Origin of the sequence: Litoreibacter albidus (genome assembly GCF_900107015.1) — a bacterium.
Lineage (GTDB): Bacteria > Pseudomonadota > Alphaproteobacteria > Rhodobacterales > Rhodobacteraceae > Litoreibacter > Litoreibacter albidus.
This window is the reverse complement of sequence record NZ_FNOI01000004.1, coordinates 114,528-136,250: the sequence shown is the minus strand read 5'-3', so window position 1 is coordinate 136,250 and position 21,723 is coordinate 114,528. Positions and strand designations below refer to the sequence as shown.

Sequence of the window (21,723 nt, the reverse complement as noted above, 5' to 3'; positions counted from 1 at the left end):
TTTCGGCGGGCTTAGCGCAACCTAATGTAGCGGCATGAGCAATTCCCCCCGATTCATTCACCTGCGCACCCACTCCGAATACTCCCTTCTGGAAGGGGCGTTGCGCCTGAAGAAGCTGCCCGGCCTGTGCGCAGCGGCAGGCATGCCCGCCGTCGCGTTGACGGACACGAACAACATGTTTGCGGCCTTAGAGTTTTCCGAATACGCGTCGGGAGAGGGTGTGCAGCCTATCATCGGCTGTCAGGTTGATCTGACCTATGAAAAGGCCGTTCAAGGGGAGCGCCCCAAGGCGCCTGCACCTATCGTTTTGCTTGCTCAGACAGAGCGCGGCTACGAAAATCTGATGAAGCTGAATTCCTGCCTCTACATTGATTCCGATGGTGCGCTGCCTCAGGTTTCGGTGGAGCAGTTGGATGTGCACAGCGAAGGGTTAATTTGCCTGACGGGTGGGCCGGATGGCCCCATCGGTCGGTTGCTTAGGGCGGGACAGACGCCCAAGGCTGACCAGTTGATGCGTGATCTCGCGCGAATTTACCCAGACCGGCTGTATGTGGAATTGCAACGTCATCCGGTAGATGGCGGGCTGCCGGAAGCTGAGCAAAAGTCGGAGCGCGGCCATGTGGAGATGGCTTACGCGCTGGGCTTGCCCTTGGTGGCCACCAATGACGCGTACTTCCCGAAACCCGACATGTACGAGGCGCATGACGCGCTCATCTGTATTTCTGAGGGCGCGTATGTGGACCAGCAAGAAGGTCGTCGCCGTCTGACGCCGCAGCATTACTTCAAGTCGCCACAAGAGATGGCGACGCTGTTCGCCGACCTGCCGGAGGCGCTGGAAAACACCATCGAGATTGCCAAACGCTGCGCGTTTAAAGTGTATAAACGCGATCCGATTTTGCCGAAGTTTGCCGATGACGAGGTGGTCGAATTGCGCCGCCAAGCCGAAGAGGGGCTGAAGGCGCGGCTGGCGGTGATCCCCCATGCGGCCAGCGTTGAAGACTACGAGGCGCGGCTGGAATTCGAGTTGGGCATCATTGAGGGCATGGGGTTCCCCGGCTACTTCCTGATCGTGGCCGACTTCATCAAATGGGCCAAGGACCACCACATCCCTGTGGGTCCGGGCCGTGGGTCCGGTGCGGGGTCGCTGGTGGCCTATGCGCTGACCGTCACCGATCTGGACCCTTTACGGTACTCCCTGCTGTTCGAGCGGTTCTTGAACCCCGAACGGGTTTCCATGCCCGACTTCGATATCGACTTTTGCATGGACCGCCGCGAGGAAGTCATTCGCTACGTTCAGGAAAAGTATGGCCGCGACAAGGTGGGGCAGATCATCACCTTTGGTGCACTGCTATCCAAGGCGGCGGTGCGCGACGTCGGGCGGGTGTTGCAGATGCCTTACGGGCAGGTTGACCGCCTGTCGAAGATGATCCCTGTCGAAGGGGTCAAGCCGGTGTCGATCGAGAAGGCCCTCGCCGATGAGCCAAAGCTGCGTGAGGAGGCGAAGAACGAGGAGGTCGTCGCACGCCTGCTAGACTATGGCCAACAGGTTGAGGGGCTTTTGCGCAACGCCTCGACCCACGCGGCGGGTGTGGTGATCGGTGATCGTCCGCTGGACGAGTTGGTGCCACTGTACCAAGACCCGCGGTCCGACATGCCAGCGACGCAGTTCAACATGAAATGGGTCGAGCAAGCCGGTTTGGTCAAGTTTGACTTCTTGGGCCTAAAAACGCTGACCGTCATCCAAAACGCCATCGACCTGATCACGCCCCTGCGACCGTTGCATATCGACGCCGAAGGCAACACCTTGTTCGAGCCGCCGGAAGGCGCGTTAAACGACATTGGTGCGATCCCGCTAGACGACAAGAAATCCTACGACCTCTATTCCGCCGCCAAAACGGTTGCTGTGTTTCAGGTGGAAAGCTCGGGCATGATGGATGCGCTGCGGCGCATGAAACCCACATGTATTGAGGACATCGTGGCGCTGGTGGCGCTTTACCGCCCCGGCCCCATGGAGAACATCCCGACCTATTGCGAGGTGAAGAACGGCACCAAAGAGCTAGAGTCCGTCCACCCATCGATTGACCACATTCTGGCCGAGACCCAAGGCATCATCGTTTACCAAGAGCAGGTTATGCAGATCGCTCAGGTTATGGCGGGCTACTCGCTTGGTGGCGCCGACTTGCTGCGCCGTGCGATGGGTAAGAAGATCAAAGAGGCGATGGATGCGGAGCGTCCGAAATTCGAGAAAGGCGCCAAGGAGAACGGCGTCGACGCCAAGAAGGCCCGCGAGGTCTTTGACCTGTTGGAGAAATTCGCCAACTACGGCTTTAACAAATCTCACGCCGCCGCCTATGCGGTGGTCAGCTACCAGACGGCTTGGCTGAAGGCCAATCACCCCGTCGAGTTCATGGCCGGCGTGATGAACTGCGATCTGCACCTTACCGATAAGTTGGCGGTGTATTTCGACGAGATCACCAAACGCATGGACATCGAGGTGGTGCCGCCTTGCGTGAATCGCTCTGATGCGACGTTCACTGTGAAGGACGGCTGCGTGGTCTACGCGCTTGGCGGGTTGAAGAACGTCGGTGTCGAGGCAATGAAGCTGGTGGTTGAAGGGCGCGACGGCACGCCGTTTACCACGCTTTATGATGTGGCGCGGCGCGTCGACTTGAAACGTGTGGGCAAACGCCCGTTGGAAATGCTTGCGCGCTCCGGCGCGTTTGATCAGCTGGATTCGAACCGCCACCGTGTGTTCGCGTCGCTCGACGGGTTGGTGAACTATTCCGCCGCGATCCACGAGCAGCGCAATTCCAACCAAGTATCGCTGTTTGGCGAGGCAGGCGATGACCTGCCAGAGCCGCGCTTGTCTCCAGTGGATGACTGGCTGCCCGCAGAACGGTTGATGGAGGAGTTCAAGGCGATTGGGTTCTACCTGTCGGGCCACCCGCTGGATGACTACATGCTGTCGCTGAAACGCAAAGGCGTGATGACCCTGACAGAGGTGGAGAACCGCGCCCAAGGTGGGCCGTTCGTCGCGCAGCTTGCGGCGAACATCGCTGGGCGTCAGGACCGTAAGTCGGCGCGGGGCAACCGGTTCGCGTTCGTGCAGGCCTCAGATCCGACGGGGCAATTCGAAGTCACCGTCTTCTCCGACACGTTGGAGAAATCCGGCGAGCATATGGTGACAGGTGCCAATGTGGTGCTGACCGTCGAGGCGACGCTGGAATCCGAGCAGTTGAAGCTGTTGTGTCGCGGCGCGCAGCCTGTGGACGGCGCCGTGGCGGACGCGGGGTCCATCGGACTTAAGATATTTGTCGAAGACGACAGCGCGATTGCGGCTATTGCGTCGGTGTTGGAGCGGTCGGGCCAAGACCCGAAAATCCGCTCACGCGGCCCCGTCTCGCTGTGCTTGATGTCACCGGACTTGCCGGGGGAGGTCGAGGTATCACTTGGCGACCGCTTCGCAGTGAACCCGCAGGTAAAAGGCGCGATCAAGTCGCTAGGCGGCGTGGTGATGGTGGAAGAGGTCTAGCCCTACCAATGCGGCGGGCGTTGATCCGCTAAAACGGCAGTGCCGCCGACGTCGAGTTCCTGCTCCGCAGAACGTTGCAACAGCATTTCCACGCGACGGGTCAGGGTTGCGATTTCAGTCTCTTGGCGCGCAACGATATCGGACAAATCCTCGACCGTGCGGGTCAGATGGGCGATTTTCTCTTCCAGCTGGGTCGTGTCAGTCATTGTATCCTCCGGTTTTCATGTCGCAGATATGGCGCTTTGCTTGCCCCCGCAAGGGCTGCGGGGTAAAGCCTTGGCCAAACAATACAAGCAGGACAGCGTGTCATGGCCAAAGTCAAAAAGCAGCCCCGCCCTAAAGCCGTCACCCCGAAAGGGTTTCGCGACTATTTTGGCGCGGAGGTCACTCAGCGCAAGGCGATGCTGGACCAGATATCAGAAGTCTACCAGCTTTACGGATTCGAGGCACTGGAAAGTAGCGCCGTAGAAACCGTTGAGGCCCTTGGCAAGTTTCTGCCCGACGTCGACCGCCCTAACGAGGGTGTGTTCGCATGGCAAGAAGACGAGGACGCCGATTGGCTGGCGCTACGCTATGATCTGACCGCGCCGCTGGCCCGTGTCTACGCGCAGAACCGCAACGATCTGCCAACGCCCTACCGCCGTTATGCGATGGGGCCGGTTTGGCGCAACGAGAAACCTGGGCCCGGGCGCTTCCGCCAGTTTTACCAGTGCGACGCCGATACTGTGGGCGCGTCCTCGGTCGCCGCTGACGCCGAGATTTGCGCGATGCTGTCGGATACCTTGGAAGCCGTTGGCATCCCGCGCGGCGACTACATTGTGCGCGTGAACAACCGCAAGGTTTTGAACGGGGTGATGGAAGTGGCGGGCGTGTTGGACCCGTCCGATCCGGATAAATTTGTGACCGAACGTGGGATCGTTCTTCGGGCCATCGACAAGCTGGACCGCCTTGGCACGGACGGCGTACGCGCCTTGCTTGGCGCGGGGCGCGAAGATGATAGCGGCGACTACACGAAGGGCGCGGGGCTTAGTGATGAGCAGGCGGAAATCGTCATGGGCTTCATGCAAGCGAAACGTGACAGCGGGGCTGCGACGGTGGCGCGGCTGAATGAATTGGTGACGGGATCCGAGACCGGTGTGACGGGTGTCGAGGAGTTGGAAACCATTGCGGAGCTAATGGCGTCGCAGGGATATAACTCTGACCGCATCGAGATCGACCCTAGCGTTGTGCGTGGCCTTGGGTACTACACCGGTCCCGTTTTCGAGGCGGAACTTACCTTTGAGATAAAAGACGAAAAGGGCCGCCCGCGCCAGTTTGGCTCTGTTGCGGGGGGCGGACGTTACGACGATCTGGTCAAGCGTTTCACCGGCCAAGAAGTTCCGGCCACAGGGATATCCATCGGCGTTGACCGTCTGCTGGCCGCGTTGCAGGCCAAAGGCCGCATGAGCAAGGAAACCGTGGGTCCGGTGATCGTTACCGTGATGGACCGTGCGCGTATGGCGCATTACCAAGGCATCGTGGGGGAGTTGCGCCGCGCGGGCATTCGCGCGGAAGTTTATTTGGGCAACCCCAAGAACTTCGGCAACCAGCTGAAATACGCGGACAAGCGGAACTCTCCTATTGCTATCATCGAAGGCTCGGACGAGGCCGAGCGCGGTGTTGTGCAGGTCAAAGACTTGGTGCTTGGCGCGGAGATTGCCAAGACCGCGACGCTAGAGGAATGGAAGGGCCAGCCTGCGCAAAGCGAAGTTGCGCGGGCCGATCTGGTCGCCACAATCAAGAAAATGCTGGGCTAGAGTATGGACCGCGTGCGTGAACAAACAGAGCGGCTTTCGTGCCTGTTTCGTGATGCCGGTGCCGTGCCGGTAGAAACCTCGGTGCTGCAACCCGCAGACACTTTGCTCGACCTCTACGGCGAGGACATTCGCGCGCGTGCTTATGTGACCTCCGACCCCGTGTTGGGTGAGCAAATGCTGCGCCCGGATTTCACTGTTCCGGTTGTGCAGCGGCACATGGAAGACGGGGCGGAGCCTGCGCGCTACACCTACCAAGGTCTGGTGTTTCGCAAGCAAGAGGCGGGCAATGGCCGTCCATCGGAATTCCTGCAAGTGGGCTACGAAGTCTTTGATGGCTCGGACCCTGCGGGCGCTGATGCTGATGTCTTTGCGTTGTTCTCATCCGCGTTAAAGGATGCGCCTGTGAAAGCACACACCGGCGACATTGGCATCTTGATCGCCGCCGTGGCGGGGTTGTCGACAACACAGCGGCGGCGCAGTGCGTTGCTGCGGCATCTGTGGCGGCCTGAGCGCTTTCGCGCGCTGCTGAACCGGTTCAGCGTTCCGTCGACTCGAGTGGTGGCCGATATTCCAAGCGATGTGCCAGAGATCGGCCTGCGCTCCGCTGCTGAAGTGGAAACACGCGTCGCGGCACTGCGTGAAGACGCGAAGACGCCACCCTTGGACCCTACGGAACTACACGCCATCCAATCGATCCTCGGCGTCGCTGACGTGGCACCCAAAGCCTTGGCGCGGTTGCGGCTGATTGCGGGGGATATGCCTGCGATCTCCCCCGCGCTGGACCAGCTTGAGGCGCGTTTGAATGCGATGTCGAAACGCGGTGTGGATGTGGAGAGTGTGAACTTCGCAGGGGCCTACGGGCGTACCACGATGGAATATTACGACGGGTTTGTGTTCGGATTCCACGGTGACACACCCGTGCCTGTTGCAACGGGCGGGCGTTATGACGCTTTGACGCGGATGCTGGGGCAGGGGCGCTCGATCCCTGCAGTGGGTGGCGTGATCCGGCCCGAATTGTTGGAGGCGCTGCAATGATCAAGCTGGGAATACCGTCCAAAGGGCGTTTGATGGAAGACACCTTCGCGTGGTTCGCTGCGCGCGGTTTGACGTTGGCGCGAACAGGGTCTGACCGCGAATACGCGGCTGAGGTGTCGGGCGTGGACGACGTTTCGCTTGTGCTGCTGTCTGCGGGCGAAATCCCGCGCGAGATGGCAGCAGGGCGCATCCACCTTGGTGTGACGGGCACTGATATGGTGCGCGAGAAAATCCCGCTTTGGTCCGAAAAGGTAACGCCGGTTGCCGAGATGGGTTTTGGCCACGCCGACCTTATCATCGCCGTGCCGAACTTCTGGTCCGACGTGGAAACGGTGGATGATCTGGACGCCGCCGCCGCCGCATTCCGCAAAGAGCACGGCTTTCGCCTGCGGATAGCGACCAAGTACCACCGTTTGGTGCGCGAATATCTGCAACACCACGGTGTAGCCGACTACCAGTTGGTGGACAGCCAAGGTGCGACGGAGGGGACCGTTGCGAACCTGACTGCTGAGGCGGTGGCCGACATCACATCAACCGGCGCGACGTTGGAGGCGAACCACCTGCGGATGCTGTCTGACGGGCCGATACTGGCATCGCAAGCCACGTTGTTTGTGAGCAAGTCCGCTGATTGGGCAGATTGCGATCTTAGCGGGTTTCTCGAAGTCCTTGGGCTAGAAAATACCGATATCCGCTAGAGCGGCGGACATTTCTGGCGGCAAGGCGTCGTCATTTTCGCGCTGCGCGGAAAGGTCGGGCGGGCTGTCTTCTGGCTTCAGGTAGCGCCAGCCTTGAAACGGGCGCTTCAAGACGGCAGCGGTTAGAATAATTTCAGGCTCCAGCACGATGGCGCAGCGGCGTATGCCGTCGTTGCCAATCACTTCGTCCAAGCGCAAAATCTTCTGGCGGGCTTGGATGGAGCCCTTGATGACCCAATAGATTGAGCCGCCATTCAACAACTCCGCTTCGCGTTTGGGCCACATTCTGGTAACATGGCGCGGCAAACCGTCCGGCAACTCTGCCCGACGCATGTTTTGCCAGTCCTGTAGGTTGGCGACGCTCTCCGTGCCGACACTGAGCTTGACGAGATTAGTATATGCCATTGGTTCCCTATCTGTAGCTATCTATAGTAGTCCTCCGACTGCTGACTTCAATCCGATTCCCATTTGCTAAGGACCGACCGTTATGACCGCTTTCGCTGCCCCCATCGCTGCGCAAATCTGGGATATGAAATACCGCTTTAAGGACGCGAAAGGCGCGCCAATTGATGCGGACGTCGAGGACACATGGCGCCGTATTGCCAAGGACTTGGCCAAAGTAGAGAGCGACCCCGCCACGTGGGAAGAGACGTTTTACAACGCCTTGTCAGATTTCAAATACTTGCCCGCAGGCCGCATCATTGCAGGCGCGGGCACAGGCCGCTCGGTGACGTTGTTCAACTGTTTTGTGATGGGCACGATCCCAGACAACATGGGCGGTATTTTCGAGATGTTGAAAGAAGCCGCACTCACCATGCAGCAAGGCGGCGGCATCGGGTATGATTTCTCGACCATCCGTCCCAAGGGCGCGGATGTTAAGGGCGTCGCCGCCGATGCCTCCGGCCCGTTGTCCTTTATGGACGTGTGGGACGCGATGTGCCGCACGATTATGTCGGCGGGGTCGCGTCGCGGGGCCATGATGGCGACGATGCGTTGTGATCACCCTGACGTGGAGGCTTTCATCGCTGCTAAGCAAGACGCCGCACGGCTGCGCATGTTTAACCTGAGCGTGCTGATCACCGACGACTTCATGGACGCCGTAAAGGCTGACGGTCCGTGGGACTTGGTCTTTGACGGGAAGGTCTATGAGACAGTGCGCGCGGTGGATTTGTGGAACAAAATCATGTGCGGCACTTATGAGTACGCAGAGCCAGGCGTGATCTTTATCGACCGTATCAACAAGGCCAACAATCTGTCCTACGTGGAGCAGATTGCGGCAACAAATCCTTGCGGCGAACAGCCGTTGCCACCTTACGGGGCCTGCCTGTTGGGCTCGATCAATATGGCGCAACTGGTCGATCGTCCATTCGAAGAAGGGGCCGATCTGGACGAGGCCAAACTGGACGAGTTGGTCCGTGTCGCCGTGCGGATGATGGACAACGTTGTGGACGCATCCAAATTCCCGCTGGAGGCACAGGCCCGCGAAGCGGCCGCAAAACGCCGCATCGGGTTGGGCGTCACAGGCTTAGCGGATGCCTTGTTGATGGTTGGCTCGCGCTATGGCTCTGAAGAGGCGGCGCGTCTGACGGAACGCTGGCTGCACGCGGTCGCGCGCGCCGCATATCTGGCGTCGGTTGATTTGGCGAAGGAAAAAGGCCCGTTCCCCTTGTTTGATGCGGAGGCCTATCTGGCGTCCGGCACCATGCAGATGATGGATGAGGACGTGCGCGACGCGATCCGTGAACACGGTATTCGCAACGCGCTGCTGACATCTATCGCGCCAACCGGCACCATCTCGCTTTACGCGGGCAACGTCTCTTCGGGGATCGAGCCGGTCTTTGCCTACGCATATACACGCAAGGTATTGCAGAAAGACGGCTCCCGCACCGAGGAGGAAGTCGTTGATTATGCGGTAAACCTGTGGCGCGAGAAGTTTGGTGACAAGGCATTGCCGGACTATTTCGTGAACGCGCAAACCCTTGCCCCGTTGGATCACGTGCGCATGCAAGCGGCGGCGCAAAAGTGGGTGGACTCGTCGATCTCCAAGACCATCAACTGCCCTGAAGACATCAGCTTCGACGACTTCAAAGACGTCTACATGGAAGCTTGGGACAGTGGCTGCAAAGGCTGCACAACCTACCGCCCGAATGCGGTGACCGGCTCGGTTTTGAGCGTGAGCGAGACCGCGGACACCACACCGTCGGAGAACCCCGAGACGGCAACAGACGGGGATGTTATCTATATGTCCGAACCGCTCGATCGCCCAGCGGAACTCGAAGGGCAGACCTACAAGGTGAAGTGGCCCGACTCGGAGCACGCGATCTACATCACCATCAATGACATTGTGTTAAACGGCCACCGTCGCCCGTTTGAAGTGTTCATCAACTCCAAAAACATGGAGCACTTTGCGTGGACAGTCGCCCTCACTCGAATGATCTCGGCAGTTTTCCGGCGCGGGGGTGATGTGTCGTTTGTGGTTGAGGAACTCAAAGCGGTGTTCGATCCACGTGGCGGGGCATGGATGCAGGGGAAATACATCCCGTCCATTCTGGCAGCGATTGGCGGCGTGATCGAGAAACACATGATCGCAACCGGCTTCATCGAAGGTGAGGGGATGGGGCTGAAATCAGACCCCCAAGCGCAAGTCGTTAACTTGTCCGAGGGCCGCGGGCCTGCATGCCCGAGCTGCGGCCAGTTCGACCTGCGTATGGTCGAGGGGTGCATGACATGCGGATCCTGTGGACATTCCAAGTGCGGCTAGCCACTTAGGGGATACGGAATAACTAACGCAAAGGGGACGGAGCATGTTGCTCCGTCCCTTTTTGGTTTACAGGTCGTAAAAGCTGGCCTTAGTGCGGTCGTGTGCCGCGATTCCAGGTTACGTGATCAGTCGTGAAGCCTAACGTTACTGGGCGACGCCGTGGTGTCTTGGGCCGAGAAACCGCTGTTCAGCAGGATCTGGTTGGCCCCGAAAGCGATGACCACCAAAGCAATCATAGCGCATAGAAAAGCCTTCATTCTACGTCTCCCTACTTTGGTTTTTTTCTGCGTTCTTCACCTCGTCGACCCACAGGCTGTGGTGCTCGCGCGCCCATTGTTCTTCTACTTCGCCGCTGCCCATGGCATCGAACGCACCCTCCATACCGACGGAGCCGATGTAGATATGCGCGAGGATGATGGAGAGGAGGACGAAGCTCGCAATAGCGTGCCAGAGCTGGCTGTATTGCATTTCTTCTTGTGGTGCGAGTGGATGGGGTAGGGCGTCTTGCCCGACCCAGCCCGGAACGCCCCAATCATTCAACGTGCTGAACGTCGCTCCAAACAAGTTGAACTCAAACGGGAACAACAAGGCGATACCGGAGACCGAGATGGATGTGCCGAGCACGATGGTGGACCAGAAGATGAGCTTTTGACCGGCGTTGAACTTCTTCGCAGGCGGGTGTCCGCCCCCGAAAATACCGCCACCTTGGGCCAGCCATTTCAGGTCAGTCTTGTCTGGTAGGTTGTGGACGATCCAGAAGACAAAGATGATGACCAAGGCCAGCATGAAGGCCCATGAGATGTTGTTGTGAATCCACTTTGTGGCAATGGCGACGGTTGAGAACGCATCGTGCCCGAAGGCAGGTATCAGCACCTTTCGCCCGAACAAGGAGATCAGGCCGGTTACGCCAAGGATCAGGAAGGAGCTTGCAAGCAACCAGTGGCCAAAGCGTTCAACACTCGTGAAGCGGGTGATTGTGCGGCCGGTCTTCTCGCCGTCAATACGGATGCGCCCACGGATCAGGTAGAACAGCGCCAGCAAAACCAGCGTTATGCCCAAGAGGGCCGCGCCATAGGTCAGCAGCGGGCCTTCGCGGAACCGCAACCACCACATGCCGCCGTCTTGGATCAAGGTTTTCGCAGCAGGGCCACGTGTCTGGGTACGTACATCGGCGGTATCATAGCGAAGGGCGCGCCACAGATCAGGATCGGACTGGCCCCCACGCGTGCCCAGCGGCGCCGTCGTCGGGGCTGCGGCGTCCGGGTCACCAGTTACAGAGCTGCGGAAGGTCTCGTCGACCTGCTGCGCCGATTGGCGCCGCATAATGTCTTCAAGCGTTTGAGCCCCGCCAGTTTCCGCGCGCGGGTTCGGGGCAGCCTCTTGCGCCAAAGCGGGGGCCATAAGGCTGCAGATAAGCAAAAAAGCTGCAAATAGACGAAGCATCTGAGCAATCCTCTAGTGTTTCGCAAAAGACGGGCGGCCAGAATTTGGCCGCCCGTTCAATTTAGTCCTGACGGGCGGGGTTAGCCGCCTTTTTGATCGTAGGCTGTACCCCAGCCCCAAGCGCCTGCGCCGAAGCCGCGTGCAACGATGCGCTCGCGGTAGATGCTGGACACGGTGTCACCGTCCCCTGCAAGCAGCGCCTTGGTGGAACACATTTCCGCGCAGATTGGCAGTTTGCCCTCCGCAATGCGGTTGCGGCCATACTTGGCGAATTCAGCGGAGGAGTGGTTTTCTTCCGGCCCACCTGCACAGAACGTGCATTTGTCCATCTTCCCGCGCGACCCGAAGTTGCCCGCTTGTGGATACTGCGGCGCGCCGAACGGGCACGCGTAGAAGCAGTAGCCGCAACCGATGCACAGGTCTTTGGAGTGCAGCACGATGCCGTCGGCCGTCTGGTAGAAGCAGTCTACAGGGCACACGGCCATGCAGGGTGCGTCGGAGCAGTGCATACATGCGACAGAAATGGAGCGTTCGCCCGGCTTCCCGTCGTTGACGGTGACCACCTTGCGACGGTTGATGCCCCAAGGGACCTCATGTTCGTTTTTACATGCCGTTACGCAGGCGTTGCATTCGATGCAGCGTTCAGCGTCGCAGAGAAACTTTGCTCTAGCCATGATTGGTTTCCTTTATGCTGTCCAGATTTTGCAAAGAGTCGCTTTGGTCTCTTGCATCTGAGTTACGCTGTCATAGCCGTAGGTTTGTGCGACGTTGGTGGATTCACCCAAAACATATGGGTCGGCGCCTTCTGGGTACTTGTCGCGCAAATCCTTGCCCTCAAAGTGCCCGCCGAAGTGGAACGGCATGAACGCCACGCCCTCGCCAACACGCTCTGTCACCATGGCCATAACTTTGACCTTGCCGCCTTCCGGACCTTCGACCCAAACCTGCTCACCGTCACGGATGCCCAGATTGTTGGCATCGCGGGTGTTCACCTCGACGAACATGTCTTGCTGAAGTTCAGCCAGCCATGGGTTGGACCGTGTCTCTTCACCGCCGCCCTCATATTCGACCAAGCGGCCGGAGGTCAGGATGATCGGGTAGTCACCGGAGAAGTCGTTCTGTTGGATGGAGCTGTACATCGTGGGCACGCGCCAGAACTTCTTGTCCTCGTAGGTTGGATAGTCGGCCACGAGGTCGCGACGGTTCGAATAGAGCGGCTCGCGGTGCAGGGGGACCGGATCAGGGAAGGTCCAAACAACCGCGCGCGCCTTGGCGTTGCCGAATGGCGCGCAACCGTGCGCGATCGCGACCCGCTGAATGCCGCCTGAAAGGTCGGTTTTCCAGTTCACGCCGCCGACGGCTTGGTCGTAGTCGGACGGCAGCTCACCTTGCTGCGACGTCTCGCCAACTTCTTCGTTGGCGCCGGCGTCGCCAGTGTCCGCTGGTTCAGTCGTTAAAGGCGCACCTTCGGGGTAACCCGCAACGCTGTTGATGCTGGCTTTCTCCTCCTCGGTCAGATCACCTTCCCAGCCCAGATCCATCAGCATTTTCATGGTGAACTCTGGGTAGCCATCCTTGATCTCGGAGCCTTTGGAATAGACGCCTTCGGCCAGAAGGTTGTCGCCGTCCCGCTCCACGCCAAAGCGGGCGCGGAATGTCAGGCCACCTTCGGCTACTGGGATCGACATGTCGTAAAGGATCGGGGTGCCCGGGTGGTTCATCTCTGGGGTGCCCCAGCATGGCCATGGCATCCCGTAAACGTCACCGTCCGCGGGGCCACCATTGGCGCGTAGCGTAGTGCGGTCAAAGGTGTGCTGGTTGGCCATGTGCATTTTCATGCGCTCAGGGCTTTGTCCCGTGTAACCGATGGTCCACATGCCGCGGTTGAATTCGCGTGTCAGGTCCTCAACGTTCGGCTCGCCGTTCTCTTCGATCGCGATGTTGCGGAAGATTTTGTCGTGGAACCCGAACTTCTCGGAGAACTTCGCAAGAATTGTATGATCGGGCAGGGACTCGAATAGCGGCTCAATCGCCTGCTCGCGCCATTGCAGCGACCGGTTGGAAGCGGTCACGGAGCCGCGTGTCTCGAACTGCGTGCAGGCTGGCAAAAGGTAAACGCCGTCCGTGCGGTCCTGCATAACAGCAGACACCGTCGGGTAGGGGTCAACCACGACCAGCATGTCGAGCCGTTCCATCGCGGTCTTCATCTCTTTCATGCGGGTCTGCGAGTTAGGGGCGTGGCCCCAAAGAACCATCGCGCGGGTGTTGTCGGGCTGGTCCAAGTTCGCCTTGTCTTCCAGTACCCCGTCAATCCAGCGGCTGACCGGAATACCGGTCAGGTTCATCATCTTCGTGTCGCCCACAGTGGCGTCGGAGAACCGTCCCGTGAGCCAATCAAGGTCCTCGTCCCAAACCCGCGCCCAGTGCGCCCAAGAGCCAGCTGACAAACCGTAGTAACCTGGCAATGTATCAGCCAAAACGCCCAAGTCCGTCGCACCCTGCACGTTGTCGTGGCCACGGAAAATGTTCGTGCCACCACCTGCTGTCCCCATGTTGCCAAGGGCCAGTTGCAAAATGCAGTAAGCACGGGTGTTGTTGTTACCGTTGGAGTGCTGAGTGCCCCCCATACACCAGATCACGGTGCCGGGACGGTTGTTGGCCAGCGTGCGTGCCACGCGTTCCAGTTGCTCGCCCGGGGCGCCCGTTACGCGCTCAACCTCTTCCGGCGTCCAGCGTTTCACTTCGTCTTTGATTTCATCCATGCCCCATGTGCGGGTGCGCATGAACTCTTTGTCTTCCCAGCCGTTCTCGAAGATGTGCCACAGGATGCCCCAAACCAGCGCCACGTCGGAGCCGGGGCGGAAGCGGACATATTCGTCGGCATGGGCCGCGGTACGGGTAAAGCGTGGGTCGCAGACAATCAGCGGCGCGTTGTTTTCTTCTTTGGCTTTCAGGATGTGCAAAAGCGAAACGGGGTGCGCCTCTGCGGGGTTGGAGCCGATCAAGAACATCGCTTTGGAGTTGTGAATGTCGTTGTAGCTGTTGGTCATGGCGCCGTAGCCCCATGTGTTCGCGACGCCAGCCACGGTAGTGGAGTGACAGATGCGCGCTTGGTGGTCGACGTTATTGGTGCCCCAATACGCGGCAAACTTGCGGAACAGATACGCTTGCTCGTTACTGTGCTTCGCAGACCCCAGCCAGTAAACAGAATCTGGCCCGCTCTCGTCGCGGATTTTCATCATGCCGTCGCCGATCTCGTTGATCGCCTGTTCCCAGCTTAGACGAACCCACTCTCCGTTTTCTTTCTTCATCGGGTATTTCAAGCGACGCTCGCCGTGGGCGTGCTCGCGAACCGATGCGCCTTTGGCGCAGTGCGAGCCGAGGTTGAACGGGCTATCAAAGCCAGGCTCTTGGCCGGTCCAGACGCCGTTGTCGATCTCGGCGATGACCGTACAGCCGACAGAGCAATGGGTGCAGACAGTTTTCTTAATCTCAATCGCGCGCTCCGCAGCCGATTGTGCTGTGGCCTGCGAAACAGTACCGCCTGTGGCTGCAACTGCGGCCAAGCCGCCGATTGCGAGCCCAGAGCCGCGCAGGAAGGTCCGGCGGTCAACGGTGGTTGAAGAGGCGCTTGCGACGGCTGGTCTCGCGGACCGGCGTGCGCTGCCGTTTGTCTTTTTCCTCAGCATGGTTGTTCTCCCTACATCTGCTTTGCCGCAGTCTTGGTACTGATCTTGATTGTATATCCCAGCGTTGCGCCGGAAACATGCACTACTTTAGAAGCGGGTGCTTTCGAGGTAGGCGCGGGTGTGTTCGGTGTCTTGCATGGTTTGTGACGCCAGATCGACCTGCGCAGGCTCGGCGGCTTGTGCAGCGCTGCCAGTCGCGACTGCCACGGCGCCTGGTGCAGCGGCGCCAGCAATCTTAAGGAAGTTTCGACGGGTCGTGCCCTGTTTTTCATCGGTCATTTTGTTACGTCCTTTTCCCGTTGTCTTTATAATAAGGCGGCCCTTGCCGCCGGTTGCGCGACAGGCCGTCAGCCTGTCATCATTCGAAATGCTTCTTGCTCTATGTTCAGAAATTCAGAGCCGACGGCCCCGACAGATGCATAAAGCACCGATCCCTTGGCGCCCTGCAAATCAGTGAAGAAATGCGTGGCCCATGGTCCGATGTGCTTGTTGTAGAAGTCTTTTTGGCGTTGCAAAGTCGCTGGCGCGCCAAATCGCCCGACAATCATGCCACCCATCATCTCCATCAGGGAGGCGATGTTGTCCTCTGGCTCAAACGTGTTTTCCGCCCTCGTGATGCCAAGCGCCGCCATATCTGCGCGCAGGTTCGCCAAGGGTTTTTCGTTCAGAAAGCCGGTCATGTAGTAGCTGGCGTAGGGAAGAAGTTCGCCGCGTCCAAGGCCGATGAACAATGCGTTGTACTCTGTGCTCACGGCTTTCGGCTTTGTCACTTTTGCAACCCGCGCCAAGCCGCCAATTGCTTCGCCCAAGGGGGAGGCGTCACCGGTAAGGTCTGCCGTCTGTGCCAATAGCAATTCGTCAGGTGGGCCAGCCAGCATTAGGCCAAGATAATTGTAGAGGTCAGCACGCAGGCGGTCCTCTTCGGCAATGTCGGAATGTGCGTGCGCCACTGTCATGTGCTGCCCCCGTCGAAATAAAACACCATCCTGCGTGGCTTGCTATGATCAGGGGCCTCCGCCAACACCGTTGGCGTGTCTGGCGCGGATGCCTCCTCAAGCTCCACCGGATCTTCCCTTGGGGCATCTTCGGCCAGAATGTCCTCTTTGTCGAGCGCAATTGGCGTCGCTGCTTCATCCGGACGCATGGTATCCAACACATGTTCCAGCAGTCCCTTGCCGACCTGATAGTTTGTTTTGATCGGGGCGTTGTTGAAGCTGCCGGTCAGGTAGTCGTCGTCGTAGTCATTTAGCCCGTCAACACAGGCCAGAACCGGATCACTGCGCCATAGCTTGCGCAGCGCACGTTTGCGCAGATGCTCTGGCACGGCCTTGACCATAAACGCGGCGAAGTCGTCGCCTTTTGTCAGGGTGTCTGGGTGGGGCAGGCCAAGCTCTGACAGGATGTCCTCGTCGCTCCGCTCCGCCAAGGCCTGTTGATGCTCCGCGTCCGCAGCTTCTTGCTGCGCGACAACGGCGGCCTCTTCCTCGGCCTGAACGGCGGCGCGGCGTCGTTCCCAAAATGTGGCATTGCGGCTCAATTTAGCGCTTCCCTGCGTCGGCGCGGGGAGCTGTAAACGTCACTATCCTTTGATATGCGCGGATCACCAATACCGTCCTCGGCGTCATCGTCGCGCCAATTCCTGCGTTTGCGCTTCACAAAGGCATCTTCTTCGTGGTGGCGGCTCACGAAGTCCCCGACCCAAGCTTGCATACCTTCCGGCATTGGCAGCTTCTCGACCAAAACCTCAGAGGAGTCGCAGTAATCTTGCGCCTCATAGGGGGAGGCCGTGACCAGTGAAACTTTCCACGGGATATCCGTTGAGGCCGCGTTCGGGCTTAACACAACATAGATCGACGGCTGGCGCGTTTGCAGCTCGTGCACATAGGCCTCGGTGTCTGAAACATAGAGTTCTAGGGGCAGGGTGGCCGCGTGGAATTCGGTTGAGTCGCCGTCGCGCCGCAATACCGTCCAGTCCGCAGGGCCCGCGCCTGGCAGCATATCGATCGCCCGCCAAGCCCATTTGGCCCACCGCGTCACGCCCGGTGACTTGCGGATCACAACCCCAACGGGGATGGACTGGGAGTTGGGGAAGACGAAGGACAAGCTGGCACCCGCTGGCTGTAGATAATTAGGATTCGACGACAGTGTACTGATTTCAGGCGAAATTCAAAGGTCCATGTAGAATTGAACACTCGTTTTTGAACGGTTTTTTCAGCCGCGCTGCAGCAATTCGGAGGCATCGCCAGACAGCAGCGAGAAAATCGTTGGCCTAAATCGCCGGATCGTCTTTCATCCGATGTCATTCCGTCTTACGTATATCGCCGTTAGGGGGCCAAATGACAAAAACTCTGCTGATCTGCGATTGTTTGGGAACGCAAGCTGTCGACGCGGCCGCGTTGGGCGTGGCAACTGGCCGTCAATGCTCCAAGTTGCACACGGCGCTTTGCCAGTCCGAGATAGATGTCGCGGCCAAGGCGATGGCGGGTGGCGATGTCATGATCGCCTGCCAGCAGGAAGTCCCGCGTTTTGCCGATCTGGCCGAAGAGCTTGGCACCGAAATGCCCGCATTTGTTGACATCCGTGACCGCGCCGGCTGGACCGCCGACACGCGCGACACCGCCCCGAAGATGGCTGCGCTGGTGGCTGATGCCGCGTTAGGGCAACCTTTGCCGAAGACGCTGGACGTTGTGTCCGACGGAGTGTGCCTCATCGTCGGGGGCACGGAGGCGTCGTTCGAGGCGGCTGAAAAATTGTCCGACATTCTTGCGGTGACGGTGCTGGTGCCATCTGCCGAAGACGTACGCGTCGTGAGTGGGTATGATATTTGCGTGGGCCGGTTGCACCGCACAGCAGGCACGTTGGGTCAGTTTCACGTCTCTATCGATGCATTCCAACAAGTTCTGCCTGGTGGACGCGGCGCGGCGACCCTGACTGCGGCACGCGACGGGGCGCAGTCGGATTGCGATGTGATCCTTGATCTGTCTGGCGAGACGCCGCTGTTTCCGGCGCATGAAAAACGTGACGGCTACCTGCGCGCCGACCCTGCAAGTCTAACGGCTGTGGCGGACGTCATTCTAGAGGCCAGCCAGATGCTCGGAACCTTCGAGAAGCCGCTTCATATTCGGCTCGAGACGCAGCTCTGCGCGCATTCGCGGGCGGAGCAGCCTGCGTGTTCAAACTGCCTGAATGTCTGCCCGACTGGCGCGATTCTACCGGCGGGCGAACATGTGACGATTGATCCGTTGGTCTGTGCTGGCTGTGGCGCGTGTTCGGCGGTGTGCCCGTCTGGTGCCATAAGCTATGATGCGCCGCCCGTGGATCATGTGTTCCGTAGGATTAGTGCACTGGCCTCTACCTACCGCAAGGCTGGCGGTCAGGGGGGCGTTTTACTGGTGCATGACGCGCACGGCGCAGAGATGATCCGCCTCGCAGCGCGCTACGGCGATGGCCTGCCAGCACATGTTATCCCAATGGAAATTGACGCGTTGGCCATGTTTGGCCATGCCGAGATGCTTGCCGCATTGGCGACGGGCTTCACCGGTGTTGATGTGGTCTTGGCCCCCCAAAGCGACCGTGACGTGCTGCAAGCGCAGGCGGAATTGGCGGCGGCTATGGGCGCGGCTGACGCGGTCGCTTTGCTTGATATCGCGGACCCCGATGCGTTGTCGGCGCATCTGTTTGCCCGCGACGTGGCAGGGGCGCAGGTGACGAACCCTATCCTGCCGCTCGGCTCGCGCCGCCAAATCGCACGGCTGTCCGCAAAGGCATTGTCACCAGAGGCGGAAACCTTGTCATTGCCGGATCATGCACCCTACGGCGCTGTCCTCGTCGATACCGACGCCTGCACGCTCTGCTTGGCTTGTGTGTCCCTATGCCCGTCCGGCGCATTGGTGGATAACCCCGATATGCCGCAGCTACGTTTCCAAGAAGACGCCTGTTTGCAGTGCGGGTTGTGTTCCAATGTTTGCCCGGAGGATGCGATTACATTGCAGCCACAGATGAACCTAACGGACGCGGCCCTCAGCCAAGAGGTGTTGAACGAAGAAGAGCCGTTCGCCTGTGTTGAGTGCGGCAGCCTCTTCGGGGTGAAGTCCACTGTCGAGAAGATCATGGAAAAGTTGGCGGGCAACCACGCGATGTTTGCCAACTCCGCGACATCGCGGATGATCCAGATGTGTGACAACTGCCGCGTTCAGGCGCAATTCCATTCGCAAAATAACCCATTTACCGGCGCGGAGCGTCCGGCTGTACGCACGACAGACGATTACCTGTCCAAGCGTAAAGACCACTAACCCAGATTACAGGAGACGATAAAATGAGTGATGATCTCAACATGTCCATGCGCAAGTTCCTCAAGCAGGTTGGCGTGACGTCGCAGCAAGCGATCGAGGAAGCCTTTCGCACCGCCGATGGCACCGAAGGTAAGGAATTCGAGGCACGCGTGGTGCTGACTGTTGACGGTGTAGATCTGGAACACGTTGTGACCGGCACGATCAAGGGTTGAGCCGCATATGACACTTGCACGTGAGGATGTACTGGCCGCGCTTAACACACTTAGCGATCCGGTCAGCGGCACACCGTTGGTGGAGGCCGGATTGGTCAAAGCGCTGACCGTAGAGGATGGCGCGGTGCGTTTCGTGTTGGAGGTCAGTGGCAACCACGCGGCCGCCTACGGCGCGCTGAAGGATGAGGTCGAGGCGAAGATCGGCGCGTTGGATGGCGTTAAAAAGCTGTCCGTTGTTATGACCGCGCACAGCGCGCCATCCGCGCCACCTGATCTGAAGCTCAACCGCCCAGCGGAACCCGCCGGTCCCGAGAAAATACCCGGCGTTGACCGCATCATTGCAGTGGCTTCGGGCAAGGGGGGCGTGGGTAAATCCACTGTGGCCTCCAACCTGGCGTGTGCATTGGCGGCGGAGGGGCGTCGCGTTGGGCTTCTGGATGCGGATGTCTACGGGCCGTCGCAGCCGCGCATGTTGGGCGTGTCGGGCCGACCGGCGTCACCGGACGGGAAAACCATTCTACCGATGCGCAATTACGGCGTGACCATGATGTCCCTCGGTCTGATGACCAATGACGACCAAGCCGTTGTCTGGCGTGGGCCTATGCTGATGGGCGCACTTCAGCAGATGCTAACACAGGTTCAATGGGGCGCATTGGATGTGCTGATCGTGGACTTGCCACCGGGCACAGGCGATGTGCAGATGACGCTGGCGCAAAAGTCCCAGCTGAATGGCGCAATCATCGTCTCCACGCCCCAAGATGTGGCGCTTTTGGACGCGCGCAAGGGGATTGATATGTTCAACCAATTGGGCACGCCAATCCTTGGAATGATAGAGAACATGTCGACCCACATCTGCTCCAACTGCGGGCACGAGGAACATACCTTCGGGCACGGCGGTGTCGCGGCAGAGGCTGAGAAGCTGGGCGTTCCCTTGCTCGCCGAAATTCCGCTGCATCTGGATATCCGACTGGCGGCAGACGGAGGGGCGCCGATCGTGGTGTCTAAACCTGATAGCGCGCAGGCTGCTGGCTTCCGCTCTGTCGCGCAGCAATTGATCGCCCAAGGCCACGCATGACGCCATCCTTCCCGCCATTGTTTACTGGCTTAGATGCAGGTGGCGCGGATCCGTTCGCGCTCGCCTGCGCGAAGGCCGCAGATGTGTGTGATGCGGGCTTGGTGACCTATGATCTGGCGCACGACCGATTACGGGCAGCGGTGGTGCTTGCGCCGGAGGTGCCGTTGCGTGAAGCGGCTTGTATGTTGCCGCTTTGCGGTGTGGGGTTCCAAAACGCGTTGGGCGCATTGGCCCCGCCCGAGGTCGCGGTACACCTTGGATGGGACGGCGACATCTACGTGAACGGCGCGCGTTGCGGTGGGCTGCAAATGGCGGCGTCGAACGATGATCCAGACAAATTGCCCGAATGGCTGGTCATTGGCTTGTCGCTGGAGCTATGGCCTCCGTCAGAAGAAACCGGCCTCACAATGGATGCCACAGCACTCTACGCGGAAGGCTGTGGGGAGGTTGACGCCGTCACCCTGCTTGAGGCGTGGATCAGGCACACATTGGTTGAAATTAACGCTTGGGCAGATGATGGGCCAGCGCGGTTGCACCGCAACTGGCTCGCGGTGGCGCATGGGCGCGACACGGAAATGACGGTTGTCGGACGCCAAGGCACGTTCATTGGCCTTGATGAAAATCTGGGTCTGCTGTTGAAGACCCACGAGGGTTCACAACTGATCCCCCTGACTGACCTGCTGACGGAGGCCACATGAAACTTGCCCGCGCTATCCACTTCGATGAAAGCGACACTCGCGTGTTTCACAATCCGGCCCGCACGGGGGAATGGTGCATTTCCGGCGGCTTTGAGTTCTCTAACTGGTCAGAGGCTGACCTGACGGGCAAGGCGCGGCAGGCCTTTGCGAACGGCTGGATGGGCTGCGAGACCTTTGGTCGTGTCAGCTTTGTGGCTGTGACCCAGATCGAACCTGCGGAACGTGATGTCTTGGCGGATCGTCTCGCTCAGCATTTTGTCGAGATTTACGGCGCACCCAGCATCGACGTCGCCCGCAAGGTCGCGTTGGAGGAGCTGTCCCAGATGGCCGATCTGTGTGAAGAGCATGATGCGAATACTTTGCTGACCGTCGCGCGGGAGCTTGCGGAGGTTGGCGTGCGTGAAAGCTATCGCTCGATAGAGGCGCAAGCGGCTGGGCTGGAACAATTCGCGATCCACGGCTCCTTGGACGACGACCCGCACTAAGGCTGCCGCG

20 protein-coding genes are annotated in these 21,723 nt (G+C 59.5%); 10 read left to right on the top strand and 10 right to left on the bottom strand.

Features of this window, described 5'->3' with window-relative positions:
• Positions 1–34: 34 nt before the first annotated feature.
• Entirely contained in the window at positions 35–3,532 is a 3,498-nt protein-coding gene (gene dnaE, locus BLW66_RS11065) for a DNA polymerase III subunit alpha (protein WP_089947220.1), read from the top strand.
• A gap of 2 nt (positions 3,533–3,534) precedes the next feature.
• On the opposite strand, the gene BLW66_RS11060 is transcribed toward dnaE, so the two are convergent.
• Positions 3,535–3,738, bottom strand: coding sequence for a SlyX family protein (locus BLW66_RS11060; RefSeq protein ID WP_089947219.1), 204 nt, complete (start codon positions 3,736–3,738; stop codon positions 3,535–3,537).
• A gap of 102 nt (positions 3,739–3,840) precedes the next feature.
• Here BLW66_RS11060 and hisS point away from each other — a divergent pair, with 102 nt between their 5' ends.
• The 3 genes from hisS to hisG are packed head-to-tail and all read left to right on the top strand — an operon-like array spanning position 3,841 to position 7,058.
• Positions 3,841–5,328, top strand: a complete 1,488-nt coding sequence (gene hisS, locus BLW66_RS11055; RefSeq protein ID WP_089947218.1) for a histidine--tRNA ligase — start codon at positions 3,841–3,843, stop codon at positions 5,326–5,328.
• Between the two features lie 3 nt (positions 5,329–5,331).
• Entirely contained in the window at positions 5,332–6,363 is a 1,032-nt protein-coding gene (locus BLW66_RS11050; RefSeq protein ID WP_089947217.1) for an ATP phosphoribosyltransferase regulatory subunit, read from the top strand.
• On the top strand, positions 6,360–7,058 hold the full coding sequence (hisG, locus tag BLW66_RS11045; RefSeq protein WP_089947216.1) for an ATP phosphoribosyltransferase: 699 nt from the start codon (positions 6,360–6,362) through the stop codon (positions 7,056–7,058). The genes BLW66_RS11050 and hisG overlap by 4 nt, the downstream gene beginning before the upstream one ends.
• On the opposite strand, the gene BLW66_RS11040 is transcribed toward hisG, so the two are convergent.
• The gene (locus BLW66_RS11040) at positions 7,035–7,463 is read right to left on the bottom strand and encodes a DUF1489 family protein (RefSeq protein ID WP_089947215.1); all 429 of its coding nucleotides are present in this window, start codon (positions 7,461–7,463) and stop codon (positions 7,035–7,037) included. The genes hisG and BLW66_RS11040 overlap by 24 nt on opposite strands.
• Before the next feature lie 82 nt (positions 7,464–7,545).
• On the opposite strand from BLW66_RS11040, the gene BLW66_RS11035 reads away from it, so the two are divergent.
• Positions 7,546–9,819, top strand: a complete 2,274-nt coding sequence (locus tag BLW66_RS11035; RefSeq protein ID WP_089947214.1) for an adenosylcobalamin-dependent ribonucleoside-diphosphate reductase — start codon at positions 7,546–7,548, stop codon at positions 9,817–9,819.
• A 125-nt stretch (positions 9,820–9,944) separates the two neighbouring features.
• On the opposite strand, the gene BLW66_RS18230 is transcribed toward BLW66_RS11035, so the two are convergent.
• The 8 genes from BLW66_RS18230 to BLW66_RS11000 all read right to left on the bottom strand — a co-directional run bounded on the left by BLW66_RS18230 (position 9,945) and on the right by BLW66_RS11000 (position 17,054).
• Positions 9,945–10,076: a hypothetical protein gene (locus BLW66_RS18230; protein WP_280140682.1), complete on the bottom strand. Its 132-nt coding sequence runs from the start codon at positions 10,074–10,076 to the stop codon at positions 9,945–9,947.
• A gap of 1 nt (position 10,077) precedes the next feature.
• Positions 10,078–11,262: a formate dehydrogenase subunit gamma gene (locus tag BLW66_RS11030; protein WP_089947213.1), complete on the bottom strand. Its 1,185-nt coding sequence runs from the start codon at positions 11,260–11,262 to the stop codon at positions 10,078–10,080.
• A gap of 80 nt (positions 11,263–11,342) precedes the next feature.
• The gene (fdh3B, locus tag BLW66_RS11025; RefSeq protein ID WP_089947212.1) at positions 11,343–11,936 is read right to left on the bottom strand and encodes a formate dehydrogenase FDH3 subunit beta; all 594 of its coding nucleotides are present in this window, start codon (positions 11,934–11,936) and stop codon (positions 11,343–11,345) included.
• Positions 11,937–11,948: 12 nt separating this feature from the next.
• The gene (locus BLW66_RS11020; protein ID WP_089947211.1) at positions 11,949–14,951 is read right to left on the bottom strand and encodes a formate dehydrogenase subunit alpha; all 3,003 of its coding nucleotides are present in this window, start codon (positions 14,949–14,951) and stop codon (positions 11,949–11,951) included.
• Between the two features lie 87 nt (positions 14,952–15,038).
• Positions 15,039–15,230 (bottom strand): twin-arginine translocation pathway signal protein, encoded by a 192-nt coding sequence (locus BLW66_RS11015; RefSeq protein ID WP_089947210.1) that lies wholly within the window; start codon positions 15,228–15,230, stop codon positions 15,039–15,041.
• A gap of 68 nt (positions 15,231–15,298) precedes the next feature.
• Positions 15,299–15,907, bottom strand: a complete 609-nt coding sequence (locus tag BLW66_RS11010; RefSeq protein WP_089947209.1) for a TorD/DmsD family molecular chaperone — start codon at positions 15,905–15,907, stop codon at positions 15,299–15,301.
• Entirely contained in the window at positions 15,904–16,488 is a 585-nt protein-coding gene (locus tag BLW66_RS11005; RefSeq protein WP_089947208.1) for a DUF3306 domain-containing protein, read from the bottom strand. The genes BLW66_RS11010 and BLW66_RS11005 overlap by 4 nt, the downstream gene beginning before the upstream one ends.
• Positions 16,485–17,054, bottom strand: a complete 570-nt coding sequence (locus tag BLW66_RS11000) for a DUF3305 domain-containing protein (RefSeq protein ID WP_244508628.1) — start codon at positions 17,052–17,054, stop codon at positions 16,485–16,487. The genes BLW66_RS11005 and BLW66_RS11000 overlap by 4 nt, the downstream gene beginning before the upstream one ends.
• Positions 17,055–17,287: 233 nt before the next feature.
• On the opposite strand from BLW66_RS11000, the gene BLW66_RS10995 reads away from it, so the two are divergent.
• From BLW66_RS10995 to BLW66_RS10975, 5 genes are read left to right on the top strand one after another with little or no spacing between them, the layout of a single operon-like run.
• Positions 17,288–19,243 (top strand): 4Fe-4S binding protein, encoded by a 1,956-nt coding sequence (locus tag BLW66_RS10995; RefSeq protein ID WP_089947207.1) that lies wholly within the window; start codon positions 17,288–17,290, stop codon positions 19,241–19,243.
• 23 nt (positions 19,244–19,266) lie between these two features.
• The gene (locus BLW66_RS10990; RefSeq protein WP_089947206.1) at positions 19,267–19,455 is read left to right on the top strand and encodes a DUF6494 family protein; all 189 of its coding nucleotides are present in this window, start codon (positions 19,267–19,269) and stop codon (positions 19,453–19,455) included.
• A 7-nt stretch (positions 19,456–19,462) separates the two neighbouring features.
• The gene (locus BLW66_RS10985; protein ID WP_089947205.1) at positions 19,463–20,530 is read left to right on the top strand and encodes an Mrp/NBP35 family ATP-binding protein; all 1,068 of its coding nucleotides are present in this window, start codon (positions 19,463–19,465) and stop codon (positions 20,528–20,530) included.
• The gene (locus BLW66_RS10980) at positions 20,527–21,228 is read left to right on the top strand and encodes a biotin/lipoate--protein ligase family protein (RefSeq protein ID WP_089947204.1); all 702 of its coding nucleotides are present in this window, start codon (positions 20,527–20,529) and stop codon (positions 21,226–21,228) included. The genes BLW66_RS10985 and BLW66_RS10980 overlap by 4 nt, the downstream gene beginning before the upstream one ends.
• A complete protein-coding gene (locus tag BLW66_RS10975; RefSeq protein WP_089947203.1) occupies positions 21,225–21,713 on the top strand; it encodes a DUF6505 family protein in 489 nt (162 codons plus the stop codon). Before BLW66_RS10980 ends, BLW66_RS10975 begins: the two co-directional genes overlap by 4 nt.
• Positions 21,714–21,723 lie beyond the last annotated feature (10 nt).